This window comes from Labedella gwakjiensis (assembly GCF_003014675.1).
GTDB lineage: Bacteria > Actinomycetota > Actinomycetes > Actinomycetales > Microbacteriaceae > Labedella > Labedella gwakjiensis.
Window position 1 is genome coordinate 3,207,600 of the sequence record NZ_PYAU01000001.1, and the last position, 24,513, is coordinate 3,232,112.

Annotated in this window: 18 protein-coding genes; 11 read left to right on the forward strand and 7 right to left on the reverse strand. The window is 67.5% G+C overall.

All coding sequences use genetic code 11. From position 1 onward, the window contains the following. Positions 1 to 798 (reverse strand): polyphosphate--glucose phosphotransferase, encoded by a 798-nt coding sequence (gene ppgK / locus CLV49_RS15095; RefSeq protein ID WP_106565147.1) that lies wholly within the window; start codon positions 796 to 798, stop codon positions 1 to 3. Between the two features lie 87 nt (positions 799 to 885). Between ppgK and CLV49_RS15100 the strand changes: the two genes are divergently transcribed. From CLV49_RS15100 to CLV49_RS15110, 3 genes are all read left to right on the forward strand, one after another. Next, positions 886 to 1,074: a hypothetical protein gene (locus tag CLV49_RS15100; protein ID WP_106564276.1), complete on the forward strand. Its 189-nt coding sequence runs from the start codon at positions 886 to 888 to the stop codon at positions 1,072 to 1,074. Between the two features lie 79 nt (positions 1,075 to 1,153). Beyond that, the gene (locus tag CLV49_RS15105) at positions 1,154 to 2,509 is read left to right on the forward strand and encodes a glutamine synthetase family protein (protein WP_106564277.1); all 1,356 of its coding nucleotides are present in this window, start codon (positions 1,154 to 1,156) and stop codon (positions 2,507 to 2,509) included. A gap of 4 nt (positions 2,510 to 2,513) precedes the next feature. After that, positions 2,514 to 5,510, forward strand: coding sequence for a bifunctional [glutamine synthetase] adenylyltransferase/[glutamine synthetase]-adenylyl-L-tyrosine phosphorylase (locus CLV49_RS15110; RefSeq protein WP_106564278.1), 2,997 nt, complete (start codon positions 2,514 to 2,516; stop codon positions 5,508 to 5,510). Positions 5,511 to 5,542: 32 nt separating this feature from the next. Here CLV49_RS15110 and CLV49_RS15115 read toward each other — a convergent pair whose 3' ends face one another. Next, positions 5,543 to 5,848 carry a hypothetical protein gene (locus CLV49_RS15115; RefSeq protein ID WP_106564279.1) on the reverse strand — a complete coding sequence of 102 codons (306 nt, stop codon included), beginning with the start codon at positions 5,846 to 5,848 and terminating at the stop codon, positions 5,543 to 5,545. A 973-nt stretch (positions 5,849 to 6,821) separates the two neighbouring features. On the opposite strand from CLV49_RS15115, the gene CLV49_RS15120 reads away from it, so the two are divergent. From CLV49_RS15120 to CLV49_RS15130, 3 genes are all read left to right on the forward strand, one after another. After that, on the forward strand, positions 6,822 to 8,357 hold the full coding sequence (locus tag CLV49_RS15120) for a glycosyltransferase (protein WP_106565148.1): 1,536 nt from the start codon (positions 6,822 to 6,824) through the stop codon (positions 8,355 to 8,357). A 55-nt stretch (positions 8,358 to 8,412) separates the two neighbouring features. After that, complete coding sequence (locus tag CLV49_RS15125; protein WP_243696539.1) at positions 8,413 to 9,846, forward strand: glycosyl hydrolase; 1,434 nt, start codon at positions 8,413 to 8,415, stop codon at positions 9,844 to 9,846. Positions 9,847 to 9,922: 76 nt separating this feature from the next. Beyond that, positions 9,923 to 11,341, forward strand: a complete 1,419-nt coding sequence (locus CLV49_RS15130) for a UDP-glucose dehydrogenase family protein (protein WP_208019767.1) — start codon at positions 9,923 to 9,925, stop codon at positions 11,339 to 11,341. 66 nt (positions 11,342 to 11,407) lie between these two features. On the opposite strand, the gene glnA is transcribed toward CLV49_RS15130, so the two are convergent. Beyond that, complete coding sequence (gene glnA / locus CLV49_RS15135; RefSeq protein ID WP_106564281.1) at positions 11,408 to 12,832, reverse strand: type I glutamate--ammonia ligase; 1,425 nt, start codon at positions 12,830 to 12,832, stop codon at positions 11,408 to 11,410. Between the two features lie 137 nt (positions 12,833 to 12,969). Between glnA and CLV49_RS15140 the strand changes: the two genes are divergently transcribed. Next, positions 12,970 to 13,404 (forward strand): RDD family protein, encoded by a 435-nt coding sequence (locus tag CLV49_RS15140; protein ID WP_106564282.1) that lies wholly within the window; start codon positions 12,970 to 12,972, stop codon positions 13,402 to 13,404. A 6-nt stretch (positions 13,405 to 13,410) separates the two neighbouring features. Here CLV49_RS15140 and CLV49_RS15145 read toward each other — a convergent pair whose 3' ends face one another. Next, on the reverse strand, positions 13,411 to 14,118 hold the full coding sequence (locus CLV49_RS15145) for a DUF4191 domain-containing protein (RefSeq protein ID WP_106564283.1): 708 nt from the start codon (positions 14,116 to 14,118) through the stop codon (positions 13,411 to 13,413). A 160-nt stretch (positions 14,119 to 14,278) separates the two neighbouring features. Between CLV49_RS15145 and CLV49_RS15150 the strand changes: the two genes are divergently transcribed. Next, complete coding sequence (locus CLV49_RS15150) at positions 14,279 to 15,805, forward strand: protein kinase family protein (protein ID WP_127054247.1); 1,527 nt, start codon at positions 14,279 to 14,281, stop codon at positions 15,803 to 15,805. 1 nt (position 15,806) lies between these two features. Here the strand turns inward: CLV49_RS15150 and sucB are convergent, their stop codons facing one another. From sucB to CLV49_RS15165, 3 genes are all read right to left on the reverse strand, one after another. Next, positions 15,807 to 17,297, reverse strand: a complete 1,491-nt coding sequence (gene sucB, locus CLV49_RS15155) for a 2-oxoglutarate dehydrogenase, E2 component, dihydrolipoamide succinyltransferase (RefSeq protein ID WP_106564285.1) — start codon at positions 17,295 to 17,297, stop codon at positions 15,807 to 15,809. A 68-nt stretch (positions 17,298 to 17,365) separates the two neighbouring features. Continuing rightward, entirely contained in the window at positions 17,366 to 18,739 is a 1,374-nt protein-coding gene (gene lpdA / locus CLV49_RS15160) for a dihydrolipoyl dehydrogenase (RefSeq protein ID WP_106564286.1), read from the reverse strand. A 177-nt stretch (positions 18,740 to 18,916) separates the two neighbouring features. Next, complete coding sequence (locus CLV49_RS15165) at positions 18,917 to 20,404, reverse strand: leucyl aminopeptidase (RefSeq protein WP_106565150.1); 1,488 nt, start codon at positions 20,402 to 20,404, stop codon at positions 18,917 to 18,919. A 114-nt stretch (positions 20,405 to 20,518) separates the two neighbouring features. Here CLV49_RS15165 and CLV49_RS15170 point away from each other — a divergent pair, with 114 nt between their 5' ends. The 3 genes from CLV49_RS15170 to CLV49_RS15180 all read left to right on the forward strand — a co-directional run bounded on the left by CLV49_RS15170 (position 20,519) and on the right by CLV49_RS15180 (position 24,511). Beyond that, positions 20,519 to 21,448: a proteasome assembly chaperone family protein gene (locus tag CLV49_RS15170; protein WP_106564287.1), complete on the forward strand. Its 930-nt coding sequence runs from the start codon at positions 20,519 to 20,521 to the stop codon at positions 21,446 to 21,448. A gap of 53 nt (positions 21,449 to 21,501) precedes the next feature. Then, positions 21,502 to 22,821: an MFS transporter gene (locus tag CLV49_RS15175; RefSeq protein ID WP_106564288.1), complete on the forward strand. Its 1,320-nt coding sequence runs from the start codon at positions 21,502 to 21,504 to the stop codon at positions 22,819 to 22,821. Between the two features lie 367 nt (positions 22,822 to 23,188). Next, on the forward strand, positions 23,189 to 24,511 hold the full coding sequence (locus CLV49_RS15180) for an RNA polymerase sigma factor (RefSeq protein WP_106564289.1): 1,323 nt from the start codon (positions 23,189 to 23,191) through the stop codon (positions 24,509 to 24,511). The last annotated feature ends 2 nt before the right edge of the window (positions 24,512 to 24,513 follow it).

The window sequence follows — 24,513 nt, forward strand, 5'->3', positions numbered from 1 at the left end:
TCAGGCGCCGTGCGTGGACTTGTCCGGGACGGCGTGTCCTCGATCCGCCATCGCTGCCGCCCCGAGTATCCCTGCCTTGTTGCGGTGCTTCGCCGGGATGATCGGTGTGTCGATCTCGATGAGCGGCAGGAATTCCTCGTGGTGCTTCGAGACGCCGCCGCCGACGATGAAGAGATCCGGTGCGATGAGGCGCTCCAGTCGCTTGTAGAACGTCGTGAGGAGCGCGGCCCACTCCTCCCAGGAGAGGTCGTCGCGCTCCTTCGCGCCATAGGACGCGACCGTCTCGATGTCGCGTCCGTCGATCTCGAGGTGACCGAGCTCGGCGTTGGGCACGAGGACGCCGTCGTACAGGAGCGCCGTACCGATCCCGGTGCCGAGCGTCGTGACGAGCGTGAGCCCGTCGACGTCCGCTGCAGCACCGAAGCGCGCCTCGGCGAAACCGGCGGCGTCGGCGTCGTTCACGAACGTGATGTCGCGCCCCAGCGCCTTCTCGAACTTCTTCTCCGCCTTGAGGCCGATCCACTCGTCGGAGACGTTGGCTGCGCTGAGTGTGCGCCCGCGCTTCACGATCGCCGGGAACGCGACACCGAGGGCGATCGACTCGTCGTCGGATGAGGGAAGCTGGCTCACGATGTCCGCGACCACCGCCACGATGTCGTCAGGCTTGCCGCCCGCCGGGGTGGCGATCTTGATCCGGTCGCTCTGGAACACGCCTTCCTCGAGGTCGACCGTCGCCCCCTTGATGCCGGTGCCGCCGATGTCGATACCGATGGCGGTTGCGTGAGTGTGCTTCGTCATGCCTCTCAGCGTACCGAGCGCTCGGGCCATCGGCGTCGTCGGGATGCCGGGCATAGGATCGAGCCACGGATGCGGGAGGATAGGGCCATGGCATCGGAGGCTGAGAAGAAGTACTGGTACAACCTGAGCACGGGAGCCGTCGAGCACGGGTTCCAGTCGCCGTCGGTCGATCGCGCCGGGCCGTACGACACCGAGGCCGAGGCCGCTGCGGCACCCGAGCGGATCCGAGCCAACAGCAAGCGCTGGGCCGACGAGGAGCGTGCTGAGGACGCGTGACGCGCCCCGCACCGCTCAGCCTGAGAGGCGCTCCAGACGATAGCCTGGAGTTCGCTCGGACCGACTGAAAGAGGAGTGGATGGACAAGCAGCGGGACTTCGTGCTTCGAACGATCGAGGAACGCGGCGTCAAGTTCGTCAGGCTGTGGTTCACGGATGTCGTGGGCACGCTCAAGTCCGTCGCCATCGCTCCGGCCGAGGTCGAGGGCGCTTTCGCGGAGGGCCTCGGTTTCGACGGCTCCGCGATCGAGGGTCTGACGCGGTCCTTCGAGTCCGATCTCCTCGCGCTGCCGGACCCGTCGACGTTCCAGATCCTGCCATGGAGGGGCGAGATCGACCCCACGGCTCGCATGTTCTGCGACATCACCACGCCGGATGGTCAGCCCGCCGTCGCGGACCCCCGCAACGTTCTGAAGCGCACTCTCGCGAAGGCCGCGGAAGCGGGGTTCACGTTCTACACGCACCCCGAGATCGAGTTCTACCTGCTGAAGTCGGCCCAGTACGGGGCAGAGGGGCCAGTGCCCGTCGATCACGCCGGCTACTTCGACAACGTGCCGGGCGGCACCGCTCACGACTTCCGCCGCCGCTCCGTGCGCATGCTCGAGGATCTCGGCATCTCGGTCGAGTTCAGCCACCACGAGGCGGGTCCCGGTCAGAACGAGATCGACCTGCGCTACGCGGACGCGTTGACGACGGCCGACAACATCATGACCTTCCGCACGGTCATCAAGGAGGTCGCGATCGAGCAGGGCGTGCACGCCACGTTCATGCCGAAGCCGCTCGCGCTCCACCCGGGCAGCGGGATGCACACCCACATGTCGCTCTTCGAGGGCGATTCGAACGCCTTCTACGAAGCGGGTGCCCAGTACCAGCTCTCGAAGGTCGGCCGCCAGTTCATCGCCGGCCTGCTCACGCACGCCCCCGAGATCACCGCCGTGACGAACCAGTTCGTGAACTCCTACAAGCGGCTCTGGGGAGGCGTCGGCACCGGAATGGTGTCGGAGGCTCCGAGCTTCGTCTCGTGGGGGCACAACAACCGCTCCGCCCTCGTGCGCGTGCCCCTCTACAAGCCCAACAAGGGCCAGTCCGCGCGCGTCGAGTACCGCGCCATCGACTCGGCCGCGAACCCGTACCTGGCGTTCTCGCTCATGCTGGCTGCGGGCCTCAAGGGCATCGAGAAGGGCTACGAGCTCCCGCCCGAGGCGGAGGACAACGTCTGGAGCCTCACGGACACGGAGCGTCGCGCCCTCGGCTACGACAGCCTGCCGGCGAGCCTCGACCGAGCGACGAGCCTCATGGAGCGCTCCGAGCTGGTCGCCGAGACTCTCGGCGAGCAGGTGTTCAACTACGTCCTCCTGAACAAGCGTCAGGAGTGGCAGCAGTACCGGGCCCAGGTCACGCCGTTCGAGCTCGAGACGAACCTGCAGATCCTCTGACCCCGTGAGACGCGAGCTGGCCACCCTGAGCGGGCTCGCTCGGGTGGGATTCACCGCCTTGTCGGACGCCCGGGCGGCGCTCGACGAGCTCGACTCTCTGTCGATCGTGGGAGATGTCGAGATCGTCGGCGACTTCGCCGAGGTCGCCGACCCCGATGCGGCCCTCGGCGGTCTCCTCGCGCTGGCGCGGAGTCATCCGGACGAGGTCCGCCGTGTGTGTCGCGGGGTCGAGGGGCGTCGGACGCTGCTTCAGGTGCTCGGGGCGTCTCGAGGGCTCGCCGACTTCCTCCACCGCCATCCCGAGTGCCTCGACGCCATCGAGCAGCCGGTGCGCCGACTCCCGGAAGCCATCGAGTTGCGGACGTCGCTCCTCGAGAGCGTCGGCGCGGTCGACGGTGTGTCCCGGGACGGAACCGAGGACGAGTGGGGCGCACTCCGCACGCGATACCGTCGCCTCCTGACCATGATCGCGGCCTTCGATCTCACGTCGAGATCACCGGTCTCGGTGGTCGCGCGCGTCTCGGAGTGTCTCGCGGACCTCGCGGGCGCGGCACTCGACGCCTCCCTCGCGGTTGCGCGACGTATGGTCTCGAGCGAGACGCCGCGCCCCGGAGTCTTCCCTGCAGGAGAGGTGCGCTCGACCCGACTCGCCATCATCGGAATGGGGAAGGCCGGCGCGTCCGAGCTCAACTACGTGAGCGACGTCGACGTGATCTTCGTCGGGGAACCGGATGGTGACCGGATCTCGTCAGCGCGGGCGATCGATATCTCGACCCGGCTCGCCGTCCTCACGATGCGGGGGATCGCCGAGCCGGCGATCGAACCTCCCCTCTGGGAGGTCGACGCCAACCTCCGCCCGGAGGGCAAGGCCGGGGCCCTCGTACGCACTCTCGATTCGCACCTCGCGTACTACGACCGTTGGGCGAAGAGCTGGGAGTTCCAGGCCCTGCTGAAGGCACGGTCCCTCGCCGGCGACCGCGATCTCGGTGACGCCTATGTCGCCGCCGTGAGCCCGCGCGTGTGGAACAGCTCGTCTCGTGACGGCTTCGTCGAGTCGGTCCAGAAGATGCGTGAGCGGGTCACCGCCCACATCCCGTCGGAGGACGTGCACCACCAGCTCAAACTCGGGCCCGGAGGGCTCCGCGACATCGAGTTCACGGTGCAGCTGCTCCAGCTCGTCCACGGGTCGAACGACGAGGGCGTCCGCCAGCGTGGCACGTTGGCTGCTCTCGAGGCGCTCGCCTCCCACGGCTACATCGGGCGGACCGAAGCAGCCGACTTCGCCGAGGACTACCGGGTCCTGCGCGTGCTCGAGCATCGTCTGCAACTCACGCGGCTGCGCCGCACCCATCTCATGCCTCGCGACGACGACGCCCTCCGGGCGCTCGCTCGCGGCTCGCGGTTGGCGTCGACGGCTGGCGAGCTCATCGTCCTGTGGGAGCGCACGAAGCACAGTGTGCGGTCTCTCCATGAGCGGCTGTTCTATCGTCCGCTCCTCACAGCCGTCGCTGCCCTTCCTGACGACGAGTTCGTCCTCACTCCCGCACAGGCCGGAGCGCGGCTCGCCGCCATCGGTTTCCACGATCCCGCCGGTGCCTTTGCACACATCGCCGCCCTCACATCCGGCGTCTCACGGAAGGCGACCATCCAACGACTCCTCCTCCCGGTTCTGCTGCGGTGGTTCGCCGAGGGGGCAGACCCCGACTACGGTCTCCTCACGTTCCGCCGCGTGAGCGAATCCCTCGGCGATTCACACTGGTTCCTGCGGATGCTGCGGGACTCCTCCGGTGCCGCCGAGAGGTTGACGCGGGTACTCTCGGGCTCGCGCTACATCGGCGAGCTGATGGACCGCTTCCCCGAAGCCGCCGCGTGGCTCGGCGACGACGGAGAGCTCCGCGCGAAGCCGCGCGCGGTGCTCGACGAGGAGATGCACGCGATCCTCTCGCGGCACGAGGACCTCACGAAGGCGGCAGCGTCGATCCGTCGGGTCCGGAGACGAGAGATCCTGCGTCTGGCGATGTCGTCGGTGCTCGGCATCAACAGTCTGCGCGACATCTCGGACGCACTCACCGATGTGACGACGGCGACGCTGAGCGGCATGCTGGGCGCACTCCGCGACGCCGCTGTCGACGACCCGCCCTTCGAGTTCGCGATCATCGGTATGGGGCGGTACGGGGGCCGCGAGCTCGGATTCGGCTCGGACACGGACGTCATCTACGTGTTCCGACCGACGGGGGAGCGCGCCGACGAGGTGCCGCGCGCGGCCACGCGGCTCGTGCATGAGCTCGCCCGCCTGACCGACGACAGCCGGCTTCCCCTCGACCTCGACATCGGGCTGCGGCCCGAGGGGAAGAACGGGCCCGTCACACGGTCGCTCGACAGCTACAGGGCCTACTACGAGCGCTGGTCGCTCACATGGGAGGCCCAAGCGCTCCTCCGTGCGCGCCCGGTGGTCGGAGACGCGGCGCTCCTGGACGACTTCGGCGCCCTCGCCGACTCCGTGCGCTATCGCAAGGACGTGAGCGACGCCGACGTGCGCGAGGTGAAGCGCATCAAGGCCCGGGTGGAGAGTGAACGGCTTCCGCAGGGAGCCGACCCCGCCCGCCATGTCAAGCTCGGTCGCGGCTCGCTCAGCGACGTCGAGTGGCTCGTCCAGTTGATCCAGCTGGAACACGCCGCCGAGATCCCGGCGTTGCGGACCACGTCGACGAGGGAGGCCCTCGCCGTCGCCCGCGACGAGGGGCTCGTCGAGCCGGAGGACGCCGAGCTCCTCGATGCGGCCTGGGTGTTCTCCTCCCGGGTGCGGTCGGCCATGACGCTGTGGCTCAACCGCACGACCGACGTGCTTCCGTCCGACAGACGCGGCCTGGACGGGATCGCGCGCATCCTCGAGTACCCGCCCGGCTCTGCGAGCGATCTCGAGGAGGACTACCTCGCCGTCACGAGACGGTCCCGCGCTGTCTTCGAGCGCCTCTTCTACGGGATACCCGACACGGACTGACGGTCAGGACGTCCGTGCCGGGTCGATTCGGATCACCCGGGGAGGTTCGTCTCCTCGAGGCCGTGGCCGGACATCGCGATGAGATCGGGCACCGTGAAGTCGTGCTCGACGACCGATGGAAGAAACGGTCTCCATGTCGGCTGATTGCGGAGGTACGACGACGCGTCCTGTTGGAGGAGGCCGATGAACACCTCCGCGACGATGCGTCCGCCCACGGGGCCGAGGTGGCGGCCTCCGTCGCCGAGCACACTGGCCTCCTTGAGGATGTAGTACCACAGGGGAGCCGCGCCACCGTCCGGCAGACCCAGGTCGTCATCGCTCAGGACGGGTGCTCCCATGTGTGCCGCGACCACTTGGCCTGCGGGCAGAAGGAGTCGCGCGCCCCTGGTCAGATTGCGGTCGATCAGGGACGGCCGATTGCCGGCGATCTCGGGAGGAAGCGCAGCGAGGACGGCAGATCGTCCTCGTCGTCGTGATGCCCGATGAGCATGAGCCGACGCTGCGCCGGCGATCAGTTGTTCAGTCGTCCGGGGGGCGCGGATCTGCGGTGTTCCGACGGCCCCCTCTTCTTTCGTCTTCATCGAGGATCTCCAGGATTGCGCGCCGATCACCCTGCGGGGTCGGCGGAAGAACCCCTCCGAGAGGGGCACGATGAGCCCCTTCTGACAGGGGCGGCGAGGGGCCTCGAAGACCAGCGGAGCGGAGAGAGGGAGGCGGCTCGACGGTGGGATCGCTGAGATGATAGCAATGCCCTCACTTTCCCGTCAACAGTCGATCTCGGCGTCCGTCAGCTCCCCGAGAGTGGCTCCTCGGACGGTCGGGTATCGCGCCCAGGACTCTCCGTCCGCGACACGCGGGTTTCCGGCAGGTTGCGCGTTCATTCCGCCCGCGTGAATTTCGTTGGTCGTCGGGGCCTCTCGTGGAGTATCGACGGGGAGCCCTCTGGGATGGTGTTTGCGTGACGCATTGATCATTTCCCTGGTCAGAGCGATAATTCCTCATCTTTTCCGGCGACGGACCTCCGTTTGTCGATTCCAGGGTCGATCAGGCTTTTCGATCGATTCCGGCTATCCGAGTCGATGGAATCGCCGTCTTCCCCGACCGGGGAGCCCGTCACGATCGCGCCGTCGCCGGGATCCGACCGTCCGACGGCTGGTCGTGAATCGATCGATATCGTCCCGGCGCGTGTCCCCCATTCGGCCGGGTTGTGACCTCCGAAAGCGGGGTGTTAGACATCAGCCACCCGAGTCGCACACTTCCTCACCGTCGCGGAACCCACCCCATTCCCCTCGTCGAGATGTGGAGTCGTTCGTGTTCATCGTCATCCTGCAATTGAGGCACATGCTCGGAGGTCACCCCGAGCTCTACATGTTCGTCGTGTACTCAGCCTTCATCTGGGCCCTCTGGCTCGTGAAGGTAGTGCTCTCGTCCCGGTATCGCCCGTACACCGGGTCGTTCACCGGCACGACGAGCGTGGTGGTCCCCGTGGTGGATGAGCCGCTCGACCTCTTCCGCGAGGTGCTCGACCGCATGGTCGAGCAGCGCCCTGGTGAGATCATCGTCGTGATCAACGGGGCGCCCAACGTCGGCCTCGTCGAGGTCTGCGAGGAGTTCGCGCCCCTCGTCCGGTGGGTGCACACCCCCATCCCCGGGAAGCGGAACGCGGTCCGTGTCGGCACGGAACTGTCGTCCGGAGAGATCGTCGTCCTCGTCGATTCCGACACCATCTGGACCGACGGTACGCTCGCCGAACTCGTCAAGCCGTTCGCCGAATCGCGAGTGGGCGGCGTCACGACGCGGCAGCGCATCCTCGAACCGACGCGCAGCTGGATCACACGCTGGGCCGACTGGCTCGAGAACTCACGGGCCCTCTACGCCATGCCGGCGCAGAGCGTGCTCGGCCAGGTCGGATGCCTTCCGGGACGCACGATCGCCTTCCGTCGATCGATCCTCGTCCGTGTCATGGACCGTTTCATGACGGAGAGATTCATGGGGGTGTTCCTCGAGGTGTCGGATGACAGGACGCTGACCAACCTCACGCTCAAGGAGGGGTACAGCACGGTGTACCAGTACACGAGCCTCGTCTACACGGACGCGCCGCTTCAGGTGAAGAAGCTCTTCAAGCAACAGCTGCGCTGGGCCAGGGGGAGCCAGTACAACACGTTGAGGATGTTCCCGTGGATGGCCGTGCACGCGCCGGTGCTCTGCTTCTTCTTCGTGATGGACATCGTGCTGCCGTTCCTCCTGGCCGGCGTGATCCTGGGGTGGGCGTACCGGGCGCTCACGGGCCAGGGTCAGGACCTCTACGAGGGATTCCTCGCCGAATTCGGCTTCGGTACCGGGCTGCTCTATGTTCTCGGGCTCATGGTCGCCTCGACCGTCGTGAGCATGGCCATCCGGCAGATGCGCCACCTGTCGGAGAAGCCGACGGACTTCTTCCGCCTCCCTGTCTTCATCATCGTGTCGACCTTCTTCCTCATGCCGATCCGCATCATCGGCTTCTTCCGAATGGCGCACGCGAGCGGCTGGGGGACACGCAGCGGAGCCTACGGCGGGGCGGTCGACGACCCCGACCCCGTGGAGCTCGCGAGTTCGCCGGCAGCTGTGATCGACGATGCGTCGCGCGCGGACGCCCGGATGGTGTCGGAGGCCCCGGGAACCGGAGGCGAATCGACCGAGGCGCGATCCACGACCGCCATCGCGATTCTCGAGCGTCCCGCGACGAACGCCGTCGCACGGCGTCGGCGGCCCGTGCGCGCGAACCGAAAGCGTCCCAACCTCTATGCCGGAATCCCGTACCTCATCGGCGCCGTCGTCTTCTCGATCCAGGTCGTGTTCATTGTCTAGCGCGACGGCACCCCACTGGTGGGCTCCGACGCGATCCGCGGCCCGCCGGACCACGGTGGCATCGATCGCGTTCGTCACCGCTCTCTCGATCATGACCTACGTCGTGTGGATGTCGCCTGGTGGGAAGAGCACGGTGCAAGCGATCCAGGAGGCGCTGTCGCCGACACACCTGCAGATGGAGAACGCCCAGCTCACTGCGACGGTCTCCGGGCTCGAGAAGAAGGTCGCCGACCTCGAGTCCACCGTCGCGTCGCAAGCGGACCGGGTGGATGCCCTCCTCGCCGAACAGCTCGAGCAGCAGGCGTCATACACCGCTCAGCTCGCCGAGGCGCAGCAGCAGCTCGTCGACGTGCAGACCCAGCTCGATCAAGCCAACGTTGCTCTCGACGCCGCGCGTTCATCGGGCTCCTCCGGGGGATCGGGTCAGGGCTCGGGCGGCTCCGTCACGCCGGCCCCGACAGAGCCGGGTGACGGGAACGGCTCAGAAGAGCCGACCCTCACTGCACCGTCGCTCTCGTCCATCCTCGACCCCGACTACCGATACGTCGGGATGTACACGGAGCAGGCGCCGTTCAACTGGGCGACGTTCGACAGCACGGCAACGAAGATCGGCGCGTCGCCGAACCTCGTCGGATACTTCGGCGGCTGGGACGAGGACTTCCGGGCGAATGCTGTGACGAGGGCCTGGGAGCAGGAGCGTGTACCGATGCTCACATGGGAGTCGCGCCCCATCGACTCGAAGAACGACGTCATCGACGAACCGGAGTACTCCCTTCCCGTCATCATCGAGGGCGGCTTCGACGACTACCTGCGGCAGTACGCCCGCGACATCGTGGCGACTGGTCTTCCGCTCGTGATCCGCCTCGACCACGAGATGAACGGGGTCTGGTACCCGTGGAACGAGGTGACGTCGAAAGGGGCGTCCATCAACGGCAACAGCCGTGGCGACTACGTGAAGATGTGGCGGCACGTCCACGACATCTTCGAGGAGGAGGGGGCGAACGAGTACGTCGGCTGGCTCTGGGCGCCCAACATCGTGAACAACCTCCCGTCACTCCAGAAGGATCCGGCGTTCCTCGAGAGTCTTTACCCGGGCGACGAGTACGTCGACTGGGTCGGCCTGTCCGGCTACCTGCGGCCGGCGTACAAGCCGGGTCAGGAGTTCACGTTCGAGTACACCTTCGGCGAGAGCCTCGATCAGGTGAGGGCTCTCAGCGACAAACCGATCCTGCTCGCCGAGGTCGGCGCCTCAGAGACGGGTGGCCACAAACCCACGTGGGTGAAGAGCTTCTTCGAAGCGTTCACCGACGAGGCCAACTCGGACGTGATCGGGTTCGCCTGGTTCAACCTCGCGGTCACGACCTACGTGGAAGGGGAGAGGACCACGAACGACTGGCGAATCGACTCGAGGGCCGACTCGCTCCTCGCCTTCACCACGGGACTGTCCGATCCACTCGCGGACTTCCGACTCGTACCCACGGGGGAGTGACGATGAACACGCCTCACTCGATCCCTGTCGCCACCCCACTCCGTGCCGGAGGACCCACATCACACTGGAGGACAACGTGAAGAACAGCACCATTCCATCCCCGGAGATCGCGCCGCCGGATGCCGACAGCGCGACGCGGCCGCGCGTCAGCGTGATCGGGACCGGTTATCTCGGCGCCACTCACGCGGCCGCCATGGCCGAGATGGGGTTCGAGGTCGTCGGCGTCGACCAGGATCCTCGCAAGGTCGAAGCGCTGAGCGCCGGGCGCGTCCCCTTCTTCGAGCCGGGGCTGCCCGAACTCATCGAGAAGCACGTGGCGAGCGGCCGCCTCCGGTTCACGACCGATATCGCCGAGGCGACGGCTGCGTCCGACGTGCACTTCATCTGCGTGGGAACGCCGCAGCAGGCGACGAGCTTCGCCGCGAATCTGAGCTATGTGGAGGACGCGACGGCGGCGGTGGCGAGGAATCTTACGCATCGCGGACTCATCGTGGGCAAATCGACGGTCCCGGTCGGGACCGCGGCCCGTCTGCGACTCCTCGTCGCTCGCCACGTCTCGTCGAGCATCGATGTCGAACTGATCTGGAACCCGGAGTTCCTCCGCGAGGGCAAGGCGGTCGACGATACCCTCTCGCCGGATCGGATCGTCCTGGGAGGGGCGAGTCGGGAGGCCGAGGAGACGATGCGGACGCTCTACGCTGGCCCGATCGGGGCCGGTGTGCCCGTCATCTCCTGCGATCTCCCCACCGCCGAACTCGTGAAGGTGAGCGCCAACGCTTTCCTCGCGACGAAGATCTCCTTCATCAACGCGATCGCCGAGGTGTGCGAGGCGGCGGGGGCGGACGTCTCCGTTCTCGCCGACGCGCTCGGGCACGACGTCCGGATCGGACGCCAGTTCCTCAACGCCGGCCTCGGGTTCGGGGGCGGGTGCCTGCCGAAGGACATCCGCGCGCTCATGCATCGCTCGAAGGAACTCGGAGCGCACCGGGCCGCCGGGCTCATGCAGCAGGTCGACGAGATCAACATGGCCCAGCGGCAGTCCGTCATCGACAAGACCGTCGCGGCGGCCGGCGGATCCGTCCTCAACCGACGCATCGGCGTCCTCGGGGTGGCGTTCAAGCCCTTCACGGACGACGTGAGGGACTCCCCGGCGCTCAACGTCGCCGCGGCCCTGCACCTCCGCGGGGCACAGGTCACCGTGCACGACCCGGAGGCGAATGGCACGGCTCGGTCGAACTTCCCGACCCTGAGCTACGCGACAACGGCCCGGGATGCGGCCATCGGCGCTTCGGCACTGCTCGTCCTCACCGAATGGCCGGACTTCGGAGCGGTCTCACCGGATGAACTCGGCGAACTCGTCGAGAACCGTGTCGTGATCGACGCACGCAATTGCCTCGACGCGGCGCGGTGGAGCGCGGCCGGCTGGCGCGTCATCGCCCTCGGACGGGAGACGACGGTGCCTGCTGAGGCTCACGCGCAATCGGTCCTCGTCTAGTGCACAGCCGAAGGGCCCGCCACCGGAATCGGTGACGGGCCCTTCGGCCTGATGGTTCTGAGCGGATCAGACCCCGTAGTAGAGCTCGAACTCGAAGGGGTGGGGACGCTGCGCGAGGGGCTTGATCTCCTTCTCGCGCTTGTAGTCGATCCACGTCTCGATGAGCTCGGGGGAGAAGACCCCACCCGCGAGGAGGAACTCGTGGTCCGCCTCGAGGGCGTCGAGCGCCTCGCCGAGCGACGCCGGCACCTGCGGGATGAGCTTGGCCTCCTCGGGCGGCAGCTCGTAGAGGTCCTTGTCCACGGGCTCGTGCGGCTCGATGCGGTTCTTGATGCCGTCGAGGCCGGCCATGAGCTGCGCGGCGAAGGCGAGGTACGGGTTGCCCGACGCGTCCGGCGCACGGAACTCGATGCGCTTGGCCTTCGGGTTCGTTCCCGTGATGGGGATGCGGATCGAGGCCGAACGGTTGCCCGCCGAGTAGACGAGGTTCACGGGAGCCTCGAAGCCGGGGACGAGGCGGTGGTACGAGTTCACCGTCGGGTTCGTGAAGGCCAGGACGGCGGGGGCGTGCTTGAGCAGGCCGCCGATGTACCAGCGGGCGACGTCGGAGAGACCGCCGTAGCCGTTCTCGTCGTAGAACAGCGGCGTGCCGTCGTTCCACAGCGACTGGTGGGTGTGCATGCCCGAGCCGTTGTCGCCGAAGAGCGGCTTCGGCATGAACGTGGCCGTCTTGCCCCACTGCTCGGCCGTGTTCTTCACGATGTACTTGAACTTGAGGATGTCGTCAGCCGCGTGCACCATCGTGTCGAAGCGGTAGTTGATCTCGGCCTGTCCGCCGGTACCGACCTCGTGGTGGGCGCGCTCGAGGATGAGGCCAGCGTCGATCAGCTTGAGGCTGATGTCGTCGCGCAGGTCGGCCTGCTTGTCGACGGGGCTGACGGGGAAGTATCCGCCCTTGTACGGGGTCTTGTTGGCGAGGTTTCCGCCTTCCTCCTCGCGGCCCGTGTTCCACGCTCCCTCTTCGGAGTCGACCGAGTAGAACGCCTGGTTCTGCGTCACCGAGTAGCGCACGTCGTCGAAGATGTAGAACTCGGCCTCGGGGGCAAAGAACGCCGTGTCGGCGATGCCGGTGGAGGCGAGGTACTTCTCAGCCTTCTTGGCGACCTGGCGCGGGTCCTTCGTGTAGATCTCGCCGTTGCGCGGGTTGTAGATGTCGAAGACGAGGATGAGGGTGCGCTCGACCCGGAAGGGGTCGATGTATGCCGTGGTCACATCCGGGATGAGCTGCATGTCGGACTCGTGGATGTTGGCGAATCCACGGATCGAGGAGCCGTCGAACAGCTGGCCGACGGTGAAGAACTCCTCGTCGACCGTGGAGGCCGGGATGTTGAAGTGCTGCTGAACACCGGGGAGATCGGTGAAGCGGATGTCGAGGAACTTGACATCCGTTTCCTTGATGAACTTGAGAACTTCGGAAGAATCACTGAACATGTGACGATCTCTCCATCGTTGATTGCGTCGAGTACGACTGCACGGGCGCAGCCTCGCCCCAGCGTAGGGAGTGGGGGTTTCCCGACCGTGACACCTATGTTTCCGGGATGTTACGGACTCGTCGATAGTATCGAATCGTGCCCCGTGAACCCCGAGAACCCGCTGATGCAGCACCGTCCGAGTGGCCGGGGAAAAGATTGGGATTACCGGCGACGGGCCGCCTCAGCGTCGCCCGACTGGGCCGCCGCATCGCAGCGCTCCTCGTCGATCAGGCCCCTGCGTACCTCTTGGCGTTCGCGTTCTTCCGCTCTTCCGACGGGATCATCGACGGCCTCGCGCTCACCCTGATCTTCGCGGCGATGCAGATCGTGTTCATCCCGACGATCGGGGGCAGCCTCGGGCACCGACTCCTGGGCATGCGCGTCGTGGCTGTCGACGGCGGATGGATCGGCCTCTGGCGGCCGATCGTCCGCACGGTTCTGCTGCTCCTCGTGATACCCGCGGTCATCTGGGACGCGGATCAGCGCGGGCTTCACGACAAGATCGCCGGAACCGTCCTCGTTCGGTACTGACCGAGGTCAGCGTGCGCGCTGCGGGCGCACCTTGAACGGATCGACGCCCTTGGGGATGGGGAGCGAGGTGCCGAGCGAACTGAGGCGATTGGTCACCGCGAGCACCTCGGGCTTCGTCAGCTGCGGCTTGACGCGGCGCAGTTCACGAGGAACGCGGTGGAGCGGCACGGACGAGTCGTCCGGGCCGACGTAGAGCATCGTGACAGGCACGTTCGGCAGCACTCGCGCCACCTTGCGCTTCTCGTCCTCCACCATCCGGCGAGTCCGCGAGAGCGGTCCCTCGCCGACGAGCGCGATGCCACCGCGACCGATGGCGCGGTAGACGGCGTCCTGGGTCTTGCCGTTGACGGCTACGGGCATCTCGCTGCCGGCCCATCCGCGGGGGAGTGAGCCTTTGAAGACCGCTCCGACGGCGCCGGGCTGCCCGGCGATCTGACCGTACGCGGCGCGCTCTGCGCGCCGACCGAGGATGATCATCGTCACGAGGACACCGGCGAGCAGGCCGGCGACGCTCCAGAGGACGATGCCGACGATGCTGTCCCGCGAGAACAGGACGGCGGCGAGGACGAACACCGCGACGCTTCCCACGAACCCGAGGATCATCCACCAGACGACCGACGGGTCGTACCGGCGCGTCATGTGGAACACCTGCACCATCTGCTTGATGCGACCGGGTTCCTTCGGCGCCTTCGCTGCGCGTTCCTTGCGTGCCATGGCAACAAGAATACCCTCCCGATCGCGCGATTCCGCCCCGGGATGCGAGGCCGGTCTTGCGACGTTCCGTCTCGCGCTTCGAGGAGCTGTGGACAGCCGGAAGCCCACCGATGCTTCGTCCGCGGACCGCCGCCGCTGGCGAGTGGCCCATCCTCTCGGGATGACGAGAGATGCAGCCCTTTCACCGACGGATGATGCCGACCTGATGCCGCAGAGGACAGCGGCGTCGCCGGCCTCCGACCCGCTCCTCGCGGGCTATCGACTGCTGCGCCGGGTGCCCGATCGGCATGGAGGGCGGGTCTACCATGCGGCAGCTGACGGCGCATCGGGGCTGCGGACGAGTGCCACGATCGTCGTGTTCGACGGCGATCGTGGTAGCGAGCTCGCGATGCGCCTCGTCGAGCGGCTGGAGCTCCTCGGAGGTGATTCGATACCGAGGGTCCTCGACGTCTGCGTCGATCGTGACGGACACCCGGCCGTCGTCCTCGACTTCTGCGGGGACCTCCTGTCGTCGATCCTGGCATCCGGGGCACGCTTGTCCGGAGGCGAGGTCGTCACCCTTCTGGCACCGGTGTTCGCTGCCGTCCTGGCTGTCCATGACCGGGGCTTCGTCCACGGCGGCATCTCGTCGTCGTGCATCGCGATCGGCCGCAACGGTCGGCCCGTGCTTCTGGGCTGTGATCGCGCGGAGGACCTGCGAGGACCTGGCGACCGACGGGAACGCGAGCGTCGGACCGCCGATGACGCACGGGCGTTCGCCGACCTCGTGGAAGACCTCGGAGCCGCGGTCGCTGACGTATCGGAGAGTCGTCGCGTCCGGGCCGCCGCAGCCAAGATCCGGGACGGCGCGTCGAGTCCCTTTTCGACGTCGTTCCGATCGGAGGCGGAGGTCCGCCTCTTCGAGATCGCCGAGCCCGCGCCGCTCATGTTCGTTCGGGAGGCCGAGGGTGCGGACGGTGCGGCGACCGAACAGGTGACGCGATCACTCGTGCCGGCGGAGAGACGACGACAGCGGCGTCGCGGAGGCGCTTCTGTGCGGTTCGGCCGCCGACCGAGCGTCGACGGAGTGCGACAGGTCCTCGCTCACGCCTCGTCACGCATGTCGTCGCTGGTCGGACCTCTGTCAGCCTCCGTCCGTTCCGGGGGCCGACGGAGACGGGTGTTGCTCTCGGCGATCGCAGGAATCTGCGCAGCGGCCGTCGTCGTCCTTCTGATCCCGGCGGGAGAGCCCGTAGCCGGTCAGCTCGAACCGGGCGATGTCAGAACGAGTCCTCCCTCTCTCGCGGGAGCGACCCGGGGATCGTCTCCCGGCGAGGATCCCGATGCATCGCCGCCGGAGGCCACCGCTGACGCGGACGCGGACGGTGGGCATTCGGACGACGCTATCGCGGGTACGCGAGCGGTTCTCGACGTCGTCGCCCGATGCGCCCGGGACCAGACGGACGTCTGCTGGTCCGCGGCGGTCGAGCCGGGTTCCAGGCTCTCGGCCGCCGTCTCCCACGGGGGAGCCGCCGAACTTCCGAGCGCGCTCCTCCTGCCTGTGGAGGCCGTGGAGATCGTGCAGGAAGACGACTTCGGGGACGCTCGTCTGATCGTCATCACGCCAACAGGGGAGACGAAACCGGCCTCCGTCCTGATGATCAGGACGGAGGCCGGTTGGCGACTTCGAGAGGTGTTCGAGACCTAGCTCAGATTCCGAGCGAGCCCTCGAACGCCCCGGCCTCGAGCCGGTTCTTGACGGCGACGAGGAAGCGGGCCGCGTCTGCGCCATCGACGATGCGGTGGTCGTAGGACAGCGCCAGGTACACCGTCGAACGGATCGCGATCGAGTCGCTGCCGTCCGCCGAGATGACCACGGGCTTCTTCGCGACGATGCCGGTGCCGAGGATGGCGCTCTGCGGCTGGAACACGAGGGGCGTGTCGAACAGGGCGCCCCGTGAGCCCGTGTTCGTCAGCGTAAACGTTCCACCGGCGAGCTCATCGGGCTTCAGCTTGTTGTCGCGCGTACGTCCGGCCAGGTCGGCGATCTGGGCTGCGAAGCCCGCGATGTCGAGGTCGGCGGCGTTCTTCACGACCGGGGTGAGGAGACCGCGCTCCGTGTCGACCGCGATGCTGATGTTCTCGTGGTCCGGGTAGACGATCTGGTCGCCGTCCACCGTCGCGTTGATCACGGGGTAGGTGCGGAGAGCCTCGGCGGCCGCGAGAGCGAAGAACGGCAGGAACGAGAGCTTGACGCCCGTCTTCTCGAGGAAGCGGTCCTTCACCTTCTGGCGGAACGCAGCCACCTTCGTGACGTCGACCTCCACGACCGTGGTGAGCTGGGCGGTTGCCTGCATCGAGGCCACGGCGCGCTCGGCGACGACCTTGCGCAGTCGCGACATCGGCTGGGTGGTGCCTCGCAGCGGCGAAATCTCCACCGTGGGAGCAGCCGCGGACTCGGCAGGAGCCGACGTGGTCGAGGACTCGGCGGCGGCGAGGACGTCCTCCTTGCGGATGCGCCCTCCCACACCCGTTCCGGTGACGGACGCGAGGTCGACACCCTTGTCGTTCGCCAGACGGCGGACGAGGGGTGTGACGTAGCCGGAGCCGGACGAGGCGGAGTCCGACTCGGCCGAGCCGGCTGCGGCCGGGGCTGCAGCAGGCGCCGGAGCGGCGGGTGCGGCAGCCGGAGCGGCAGCGGGGGCCGCCGCGGGCACAGGCGCCGGAGAGTCCGTCTCGTCGATGCCCTCGGAGACCGATTCCTGGGCGATCTCCTCGGCCTCACTCGCGGGGGCCTCGTCGGAGGCCGCCGGGGTCTCGGTGTCCTGCTCGCGCGACGTCTGGTCTGGCGTCTCGTCTTCGGGTGCCGGCGTCTCGGCAGGAGCGCTCTCCTCTGCGGGAGCCTCCTCCGCGGGAGCCGCCTCGGACGGGGCGTCGTCGGCGGAGTCGCCCGCCGATGCGGAACCGTCCCCGATCACGACGAGGTCGGTACCGACCTCGACCGTCTCGTCCTCCTCCACGAGGATCTTCTCGATGACTCCTGCGACCGGCGACGGGATCTCGGTGTCGACCTTGTCCGTCGATACTTCGAGGAGCGGCTCGTCCACCTCCACCCTGTCGCCGACGTTCTTGAGCCAGCGGGTGACCGTGCCCTCGGTGACGCTCTCGCCGAGCGCCGGGAGGCTGACGGATTCGCTCATGACCTTGTCTCCTTCAAAACCGTACTTCGTGTGACAACTCTATCGACCGGATCACCGGTCGTCGTGATTCAGAGGGCGTGCAACGGCTTTCCGGCGAGAGCCAAGAAGGCCTCTCCGAGTGCCTCGCTCTGAGTGGGGTGTGCGTGGATCAGCGGCGCGATGTCCTCCGGGTAGGCCTCCCAGTTCACGGCGAGCTGGCCCTCGGAGATGAGTTCTCCGACGCGCGCGCCGATCATGTGGACGCCGACGACGGGACCGTCGTTCACGCGGACGACCTTGATGAGGCCGCTCGTGTCGATGATCTCGCTCTTGCCGTTCCCGGCGAGGTTGTAGTCGTACGCCGTGATCTTGTCATCCCCGTACTGCTCCTTGGCCTTCGCCTCGGACAATCCGACCGACGCGACCTCCGGGTCGCTGTACGTGACCTTCGGGATGTTGATGTCGGGGATGATGACGGGCTTCAGGCCGGCGAGCTCCTCGGCGACGAAGATGCCCTGCTGGAAGCCGCGGTGCGCGAGCTGAAGGCCGGGGACGATGTCACCGACGGCGTAGACAACAGGGACGGATGTCTGGAGGCGGTCGTCGGTGGTGACGAACCCGCGGTCCATCGCGATGCCGACCTCCTCGAAGCCGAGACCCGAGGTGGCGGGGCCGCGCCCGACCGCGACGAGGAGGATGTCCGCATCGATCGTGGTCCCGTTCTCGAGCGAGACGTGCACGCCCGAGTCGTCCTGTGTCACGCCGGCGAAGCGCACACCGAGAGAGAAGTCGATCCCCCGACGACGGAAGGCGCGCTCCATGAGCTTGCTGATCGCCTCGTCCTCTGCGGGTACGAGGTGGGGGAGGCCCTCGATGATCGTCACCTCGGAGCCGAAGCTCTTCCAGACGCTCGCGAACTCGACACCGATAACGCCGCCGCCGAGGATGGCCACACGGTCCGGCACGAAGTCGAGCTGCAGCGCATGCTCGCTCGTCATGACGCGGCCACCGATGTCGAGACCGGGGAGCGAACGGCTGTACGACCCGGTCGCGAGGATGATGTTCTTCCCCGTGATCGTCTGGTCGCCGACCTGCACGGTGGTGGGCGACGTGAGCCGTCCCTCGCCGGCGATCGTCGTGATCTTGCGCGCCTTGATGAGGCCTTGCAGGCCCTTGAACTTCTTGGCGACGATCCCCTCGCGGTAGCTCGTCACCCCGGCGATGTCGATGCCGTCGAAGGTCGTCTTGACACCGAATTTCGAGGAGTCGCGCGACACGTCGGCCACCTCGGCCGCGTGGAGCAGCGCCTTGGTCGGGATGCAGCCACGGTGGAGGCAAGTGCCGCCGACCTTGTCCTTCTCGATCAGTCCGACCGAGAGTCCGAGCTCGCTGGCCCGGAGTGCAGCGGCGTACCCTCCGCTTCCACCTCCGAGCACGACGACGTCGAAATTGTGCTCTGACACTGAGCTTCTCCCTTAGCGCTTCTCGTGGTGATGTGCTTCTCGTGGGCCGTGCATGTCGGATGGCGGACATCCCACGTCCTGCTGGACGCTGTGTCCGCGGTGGTCGCTCGTTCCTGCCCGTCCGTCGTTCGGTCCTGCCGACCGCGGTGCGGGGGCCGGAGCGCCCCTCAAACCCTACTACGCGTCGCTCATGCTCTCGGCGAGTGCTATGAGCGTCCGGACGCCCACTCCGGTCGGTCCCTTGCCCGTGAATCCGTACGGGGATCCTTCGTTGTTGGCGGTCGCCGCGATGTCGATGTGCGCCCACGGGATGGTCGTGCCGTCGACGGATCCGACGAACTCGCGCAGGAAGACCCCGGCGAGGAGCATGCCGCCGTTGCGGTTGCCGATCTTCGCGTTGGCGATGTCGGCGACGTCCGAGGAGAGGAGGGCGCGGAGCTCCGACGGCAACGGCATGTGCCAGAACTTCTCGCCGGCTCCGTCCGCGAGGTCGACCACGGTCGATACGAGCGCGGAGTCTCCCATGACTCCCGAGTACCGGGTGCCGAGTGCCATCCCTGCGGCACCCGTCAGCGTCGCGATATCGAGGATGACGTCGGGGGACTCCTCGCTCGCGGCGACGATTCCGTCCGCCATGACGAGGCGGCCCTCCGCGTCGGTGTTGAGGACCTCGACCGTGCGACCGCCGCGGATCGTGATGACGTCCTCCGGACGCATCGCGGTGCCCGACGGCATGTTCTCCGCGAGGCAGAGCCACCCGGTCACCCGCACGGCGAGGCCGAGCTCGGCGACGGCCGCCACGGCGGCGAGGACGGATGCCGCTCCCGTCATGTCGTACTTCATCCCGACCATCGAGCCGGCGGGCTTGAGCGAGAGCCCTCCCGTGTCGAATGTGATTCCCTTGCCGACGAGCGCGATGTGACGGGCTGCTCCGTCCGGCGAATAGTCGATCTTCACGAGCCGGGGGCCGCGCGACGACCCCTTCCCGACACCCAGGATGCCGCCGAAGCCGTCTCGGGCGAGGGCGACCTCGTCCCACACGGTGACGTCGACCGAAGTGCCGGCGAGGATCTCACGGGCGTGGTCGGCGAAGGACTCCGGGTAGAGATCCGACGGCGGTGTGTTGACCAGGTCCTTGACGGACGCGATCGCCGTCGCGACAGCGCGTGCTCGAGCGAGGATGCCGGTCCGGTCATCATCGGCCGTCGTCGCGGAGACGAGGACCGTGATCGTCGAGACGGGCGCCTTCACGTCGGCGGCCGACGTTCCGCGGTACCGCGTGAATGCGTAGGAGCCGAGGAGGGCGCCTTCGACAGCGCCGCGCACGGCATCGGTGTCCAGATCGGACGCTTCGATGGCGACGTGCACGGTTCCGCCCAGCCGTCGGACGGCCGAGCCCACCGCGTCACGGATCGTGCCGGCGTCGGCGTCATCACCGGTGCCGATGACCGCAACGGATCCGGCCGACGTGAAGGGGGATGGGAGGCGCACGAGCTCTTCCGCAGCCCCCGTAGCACCGACGGCGACGAGCGCGGACGCGAGGTCGGCGGACCCGGCTCCCGACACCCGCGGGCCGTCCGGAGACTTCGCGGACAACAGGAGAAGCACGTCGCACGTGACATCGGGGGCGGACGCGGTCGACAGGGAGAGGGAGGGGATCGCCATGCCCGCCATGCTAACCGCCCGCCACGTGCCGGCGCGGCGCGTCGTCGCGCGCTGTTCGCCCTGAGCGCAGCCCGCGCGCACCGGGCGTCTCGGGGCCGCGATTAGCATGAAGACATGCCTGGAACCGACGCACTGTACGAGCTGACCGCCGTGGCGGACGAGGTCCAGGACGGGCTCCCGCTCGTGGTGGGACTCACGGGTTTCGCCGATGCCGGCGGTGCCGTCGCCCAGGTGACCGAGCACCTCCTCGAATCGATCACTCACCGTGTGGTCGCGCGCTTCGACAACGACACGCTTCTCGACTACCGTGCCCGGCGCCCCATCATCTCGTTCGAGCAGGATCGGCTGACCGACTACACCCCTCCGCGCTTGGAGCTCTCGCTCGCCGAGGACGACGTGCATCGGCCCTTCCTGCTCCTCTCGGGCTACGAGCCGGACTTCGGGTGGGAGCGTTTCGTCGCCGCGGTCATCGACCTCGGCGAGCGGTTCGCCGTGTCGGGTGTGACCTGGGTCCACGCGATCCCCATGCCGGTCCCGCACACGCGGCCCATCGGCGTCACGGTGAGCGGTAACCGCTCGGACCTCATCGAGTCTCTCTCCGTCTGGCGTCCGCACACCCAGGTCGCGGCCAACGTCCTCCACGTTCTCGAGTACCGCCTGGCCGAGCGCGGCTCCGACGTGACCGGTTTCGCCCTCCTCGTCCCCCACTACCTCGCCGACACGGAGTACCCCGACTCCGCAGTCGCCGCTCTCGACAGCATCTCCTCGGCGACGGGTCTCATCCTGCCGAGCGACGAGCTTCGCGGGGCCGGCCGTGAATTCGTGTCGCGGATCGACGAACAGGTCGCGGGCAACGAGGAGCTCGCGCGGCTCGTCACGACCCTCGAGCAGCGGTACGACGCCTACATGGAGGGCACATCGGTCCGGTCGCCGCTCACGGACGAGGACGGCGAGCTCCCGAGCGCCGACGCCATCGCCGACGAGCTCGAGCAGTTCCTCGCCGGTCGGCGATCAGGGGACGACGACTTCCCGGGTCGGGTCTGAGCCGAGGCCGGCTCATCGGAGGCCCTCCGGTGCGACCCCGGTAGGCTGACGAGGTGAATTCGCGTCGCTCCTGGTTGGTCTTCTGGGTCGGGATCGTCGCCTACATCGTCGCGATCCTGCAACGGACAACCCTCGGAGTTGCCGGAGTCGAGGCCGCCGATCGATTCGCGGTGTCGGCCGCGGCACTGTCGAGCCTCGCCGTCGTCCAGCTCGTCGTCTACGCGGCCGCGCAGATCCCCGTCGGGGTCCTGATCGACCGCATCGGCCCTCGCGTCCTTCTCCTGTCCGGACTCGTGCTGATGGCGCTCGGTCAGATCGTCTTGGCCATCGCGCCGGACATCGCCATCGCCGTGCTCGGTCGCATCCTCGTCGGTATCGGCGACGCGGGGATCTTTCCAGCCGTCATGAGGCTCGTGCACTCCTGGTTCTCCGGGCGAAGCGTCCCGCAGCTGTCGCAGTGGGTGGGCAATCTCGGGCAGGTCGGTCAGATCCTCTCCGCCCTTCCGTTCGCGTGGTTGCTGCACTCGGCCGGTTGGACGCCCGCGTTCCTCACGGCGGGATCGCTCGCCGTGCTCGCGACCGTCGTCGTGATCGGGGTGATCGCGGACCGGCCGGACGATTCGCTCGAGCAGCCCAGGGCGTCGAGCTGGGGGCAGTCGCTCGATCTTCTCGTGTCGAGCCTCAAGCGGCCCGGTACACGCCTCGGATTCTGGGCCCACTTCGTGTCCCAGTCGAGCGGCACGGTGTTCACGCTCATGTGGGGCTTCCCCTTCATGGTCTTCGGGCTGGGGATCGACGAACGACTCGCAGCCTCCCTGCTCCTCGTGGTCGTCGCGTCCGGCGTCGTCGTCGGACCGATCCTCGGCGTTCTGAGCGCGCGCTTCCCTTACCGGCGGAGCAATCTCGTCCTCCTCATCGTGGCCCTCGTCTTCTCCGCCTGGACGCTGCTGCTGCTGTGGCCGGGCACGCCGCCGCTGGCCGTCCTCGTCGTCCTGCTCGTGTTCCTCGGGATCGGGGGCCCTGGCTCCCTCATCGGCTTCGACTATGCGAGGACCTACAACCCCGCGCGTTCTTTGGGTTCGGCCAACGGCGTGGTCAACGTCGGCGGATTCCTCGCGAGCTTCGTGATGATGTTCCTGATCGGCGTCGTCATCGACGCCCTCGGGCGCGGTGCGACGTCGAACGCCGAGCTCTATCGGCTCGATTCGTTCCGCATCGCCTTCCTCGTGCAGTACGTCGTCGTCGGGGTGGGAGTGGTGTTCCTGCTGCTGACTCGCCGCACCGTGCGCACTCGTCTGTCCGATGACGAGGGAATAAACGTCGGCCCGATCTGGGTTGCACTCCTTCGGAGGCTGAGGCGGTCGAACGGATGACGACCGAGGAGGTCTCCGCCTGATCCGGCGGCGTTTCGACTCCGACAGACCCGGGGAGTGGCCCGTCGGAAAGGTGCCCAGGCGATCCGGGGCTCCCATCCGTGGGTATAATGGTGCACGGACCCGTTCGGGTCCCGGTCACCACGGTCTCTCGCTCGCGTGAGGCGGTGGCGGTACGACGTCGGAGTAATCGAGACGTCGGTCGCGCGTGAGACCGGGACTTGACATGGGTCCTCGTACTGCCCGAAAGTCCGTCGACGGTTCGCCGCCACGCTCTCCGGGAGATCCACCGAAGAATTCTGTCCGACAAAGCAACCCGAGCCCGGTAGGCGCACATCTCCGCCGCTAGGACCGAAAGGTGTTCGCAATGGCAACCAAGACCGCAGCGCCCACACAGGCGCAGGCGAAGGCTGAGGCCGTCGTCGACGAGGAGCCGACGACCAAACGGACGACGACCGCGACGAAGCCCGCCGCGAAGAAGAAGGCGCCCGCGAAGGCCGCTCCCAAGACGAAGACCGCTGCGGCGAAGAAGAGCACGGCAGCCGCCGATGGCGCGCCGGACGACGAGACCGAAGACGTCGAGGCCGATGTCGAGGTCGTGGCGGTCGACGCCACGGACGACGCCGCAGCCGACACGGACACTCCCGCGGCGGACGGCGACGACGACGAGGCGGCTCCCGCCGCCGCCGTCGAGCCGCTCCCGCAGGGCGCTCTCGTCCTGTCGATGACGGACGACGAGGACGAGGTCCCCGTCTACTCCTCGGCGATCACGGGAGCGACGGCCGACCCCGTCAAGGACTACCTCAAGCAGATCGGAAAGGTCGCCCTCCTCAACGCAGCCGAGGAGGTCGAGCTCGCGATGCGCATCGAGGCCGGTCTCTTCGCCGAGGAGAAGCTCTCGCACCTGAGCGATCAGGAGAAGCGCACGCAGCTGGGCCGCGAGCTCACCTGGGTGGCGAAGGACGGACAGCGCGCCAAGAGCCACCTGCTCGGTGCCAACCTCCGTCTCGTCGTCTCCCTCGCGAAGCGTTACACGGGTCGAGGCATGCAGTTCCTCGACCTCATCCAGGAGGGCAACCTCGGCCTGATCCGTGCGGTCGAGAAGTTCGACTACACCAAGGGCTTCAAGTTCTCGACGTACGCCACTTGGTGGATCCGTCAGGCGATCACGCGTGCGATGGCCGACCAGGCGCGCACGATCCGTATTCCGGTGCACATGGTCGAGGTCATCAACAAGCTCGCCCGCGTGCAGCGTCAGATGCTCCAGGATCTCGGTCGCGAGCCCACGCCGGAGGAGCTGAGCCGCGAGCTCGACATGACCCCCGAGAAGGTCATCGAGGTCCAGAAGTACGGCCGCGAGCCCATCTCGCTCCACACACCTCTCGGCGAGGACGGCGACAGCGAATTCGGAGACCTCATCGAGGACACGGAGGCCGTCGTTCCGGCGGACGCTGTGGGCTTCACGATGCTGCAGAAGCAGCTCGAGAGCCTGCTCGACTCGCTCTCCGAGCGTGAGGCCGGTGTCATCCGGATGCGCTTCGGCCTCGGCGACGGAATGCCGAAGACGCTCGACCAGATCGGCGACACGTTCGGGGTGACGCGTGAGCGGATCCGCCAGATCGAATCGAAGACGATGGCGAAGCTGCGGCACCCGAGCCGGTCGCAGTCGCTGCGGGACTACCTCGAGTAGAT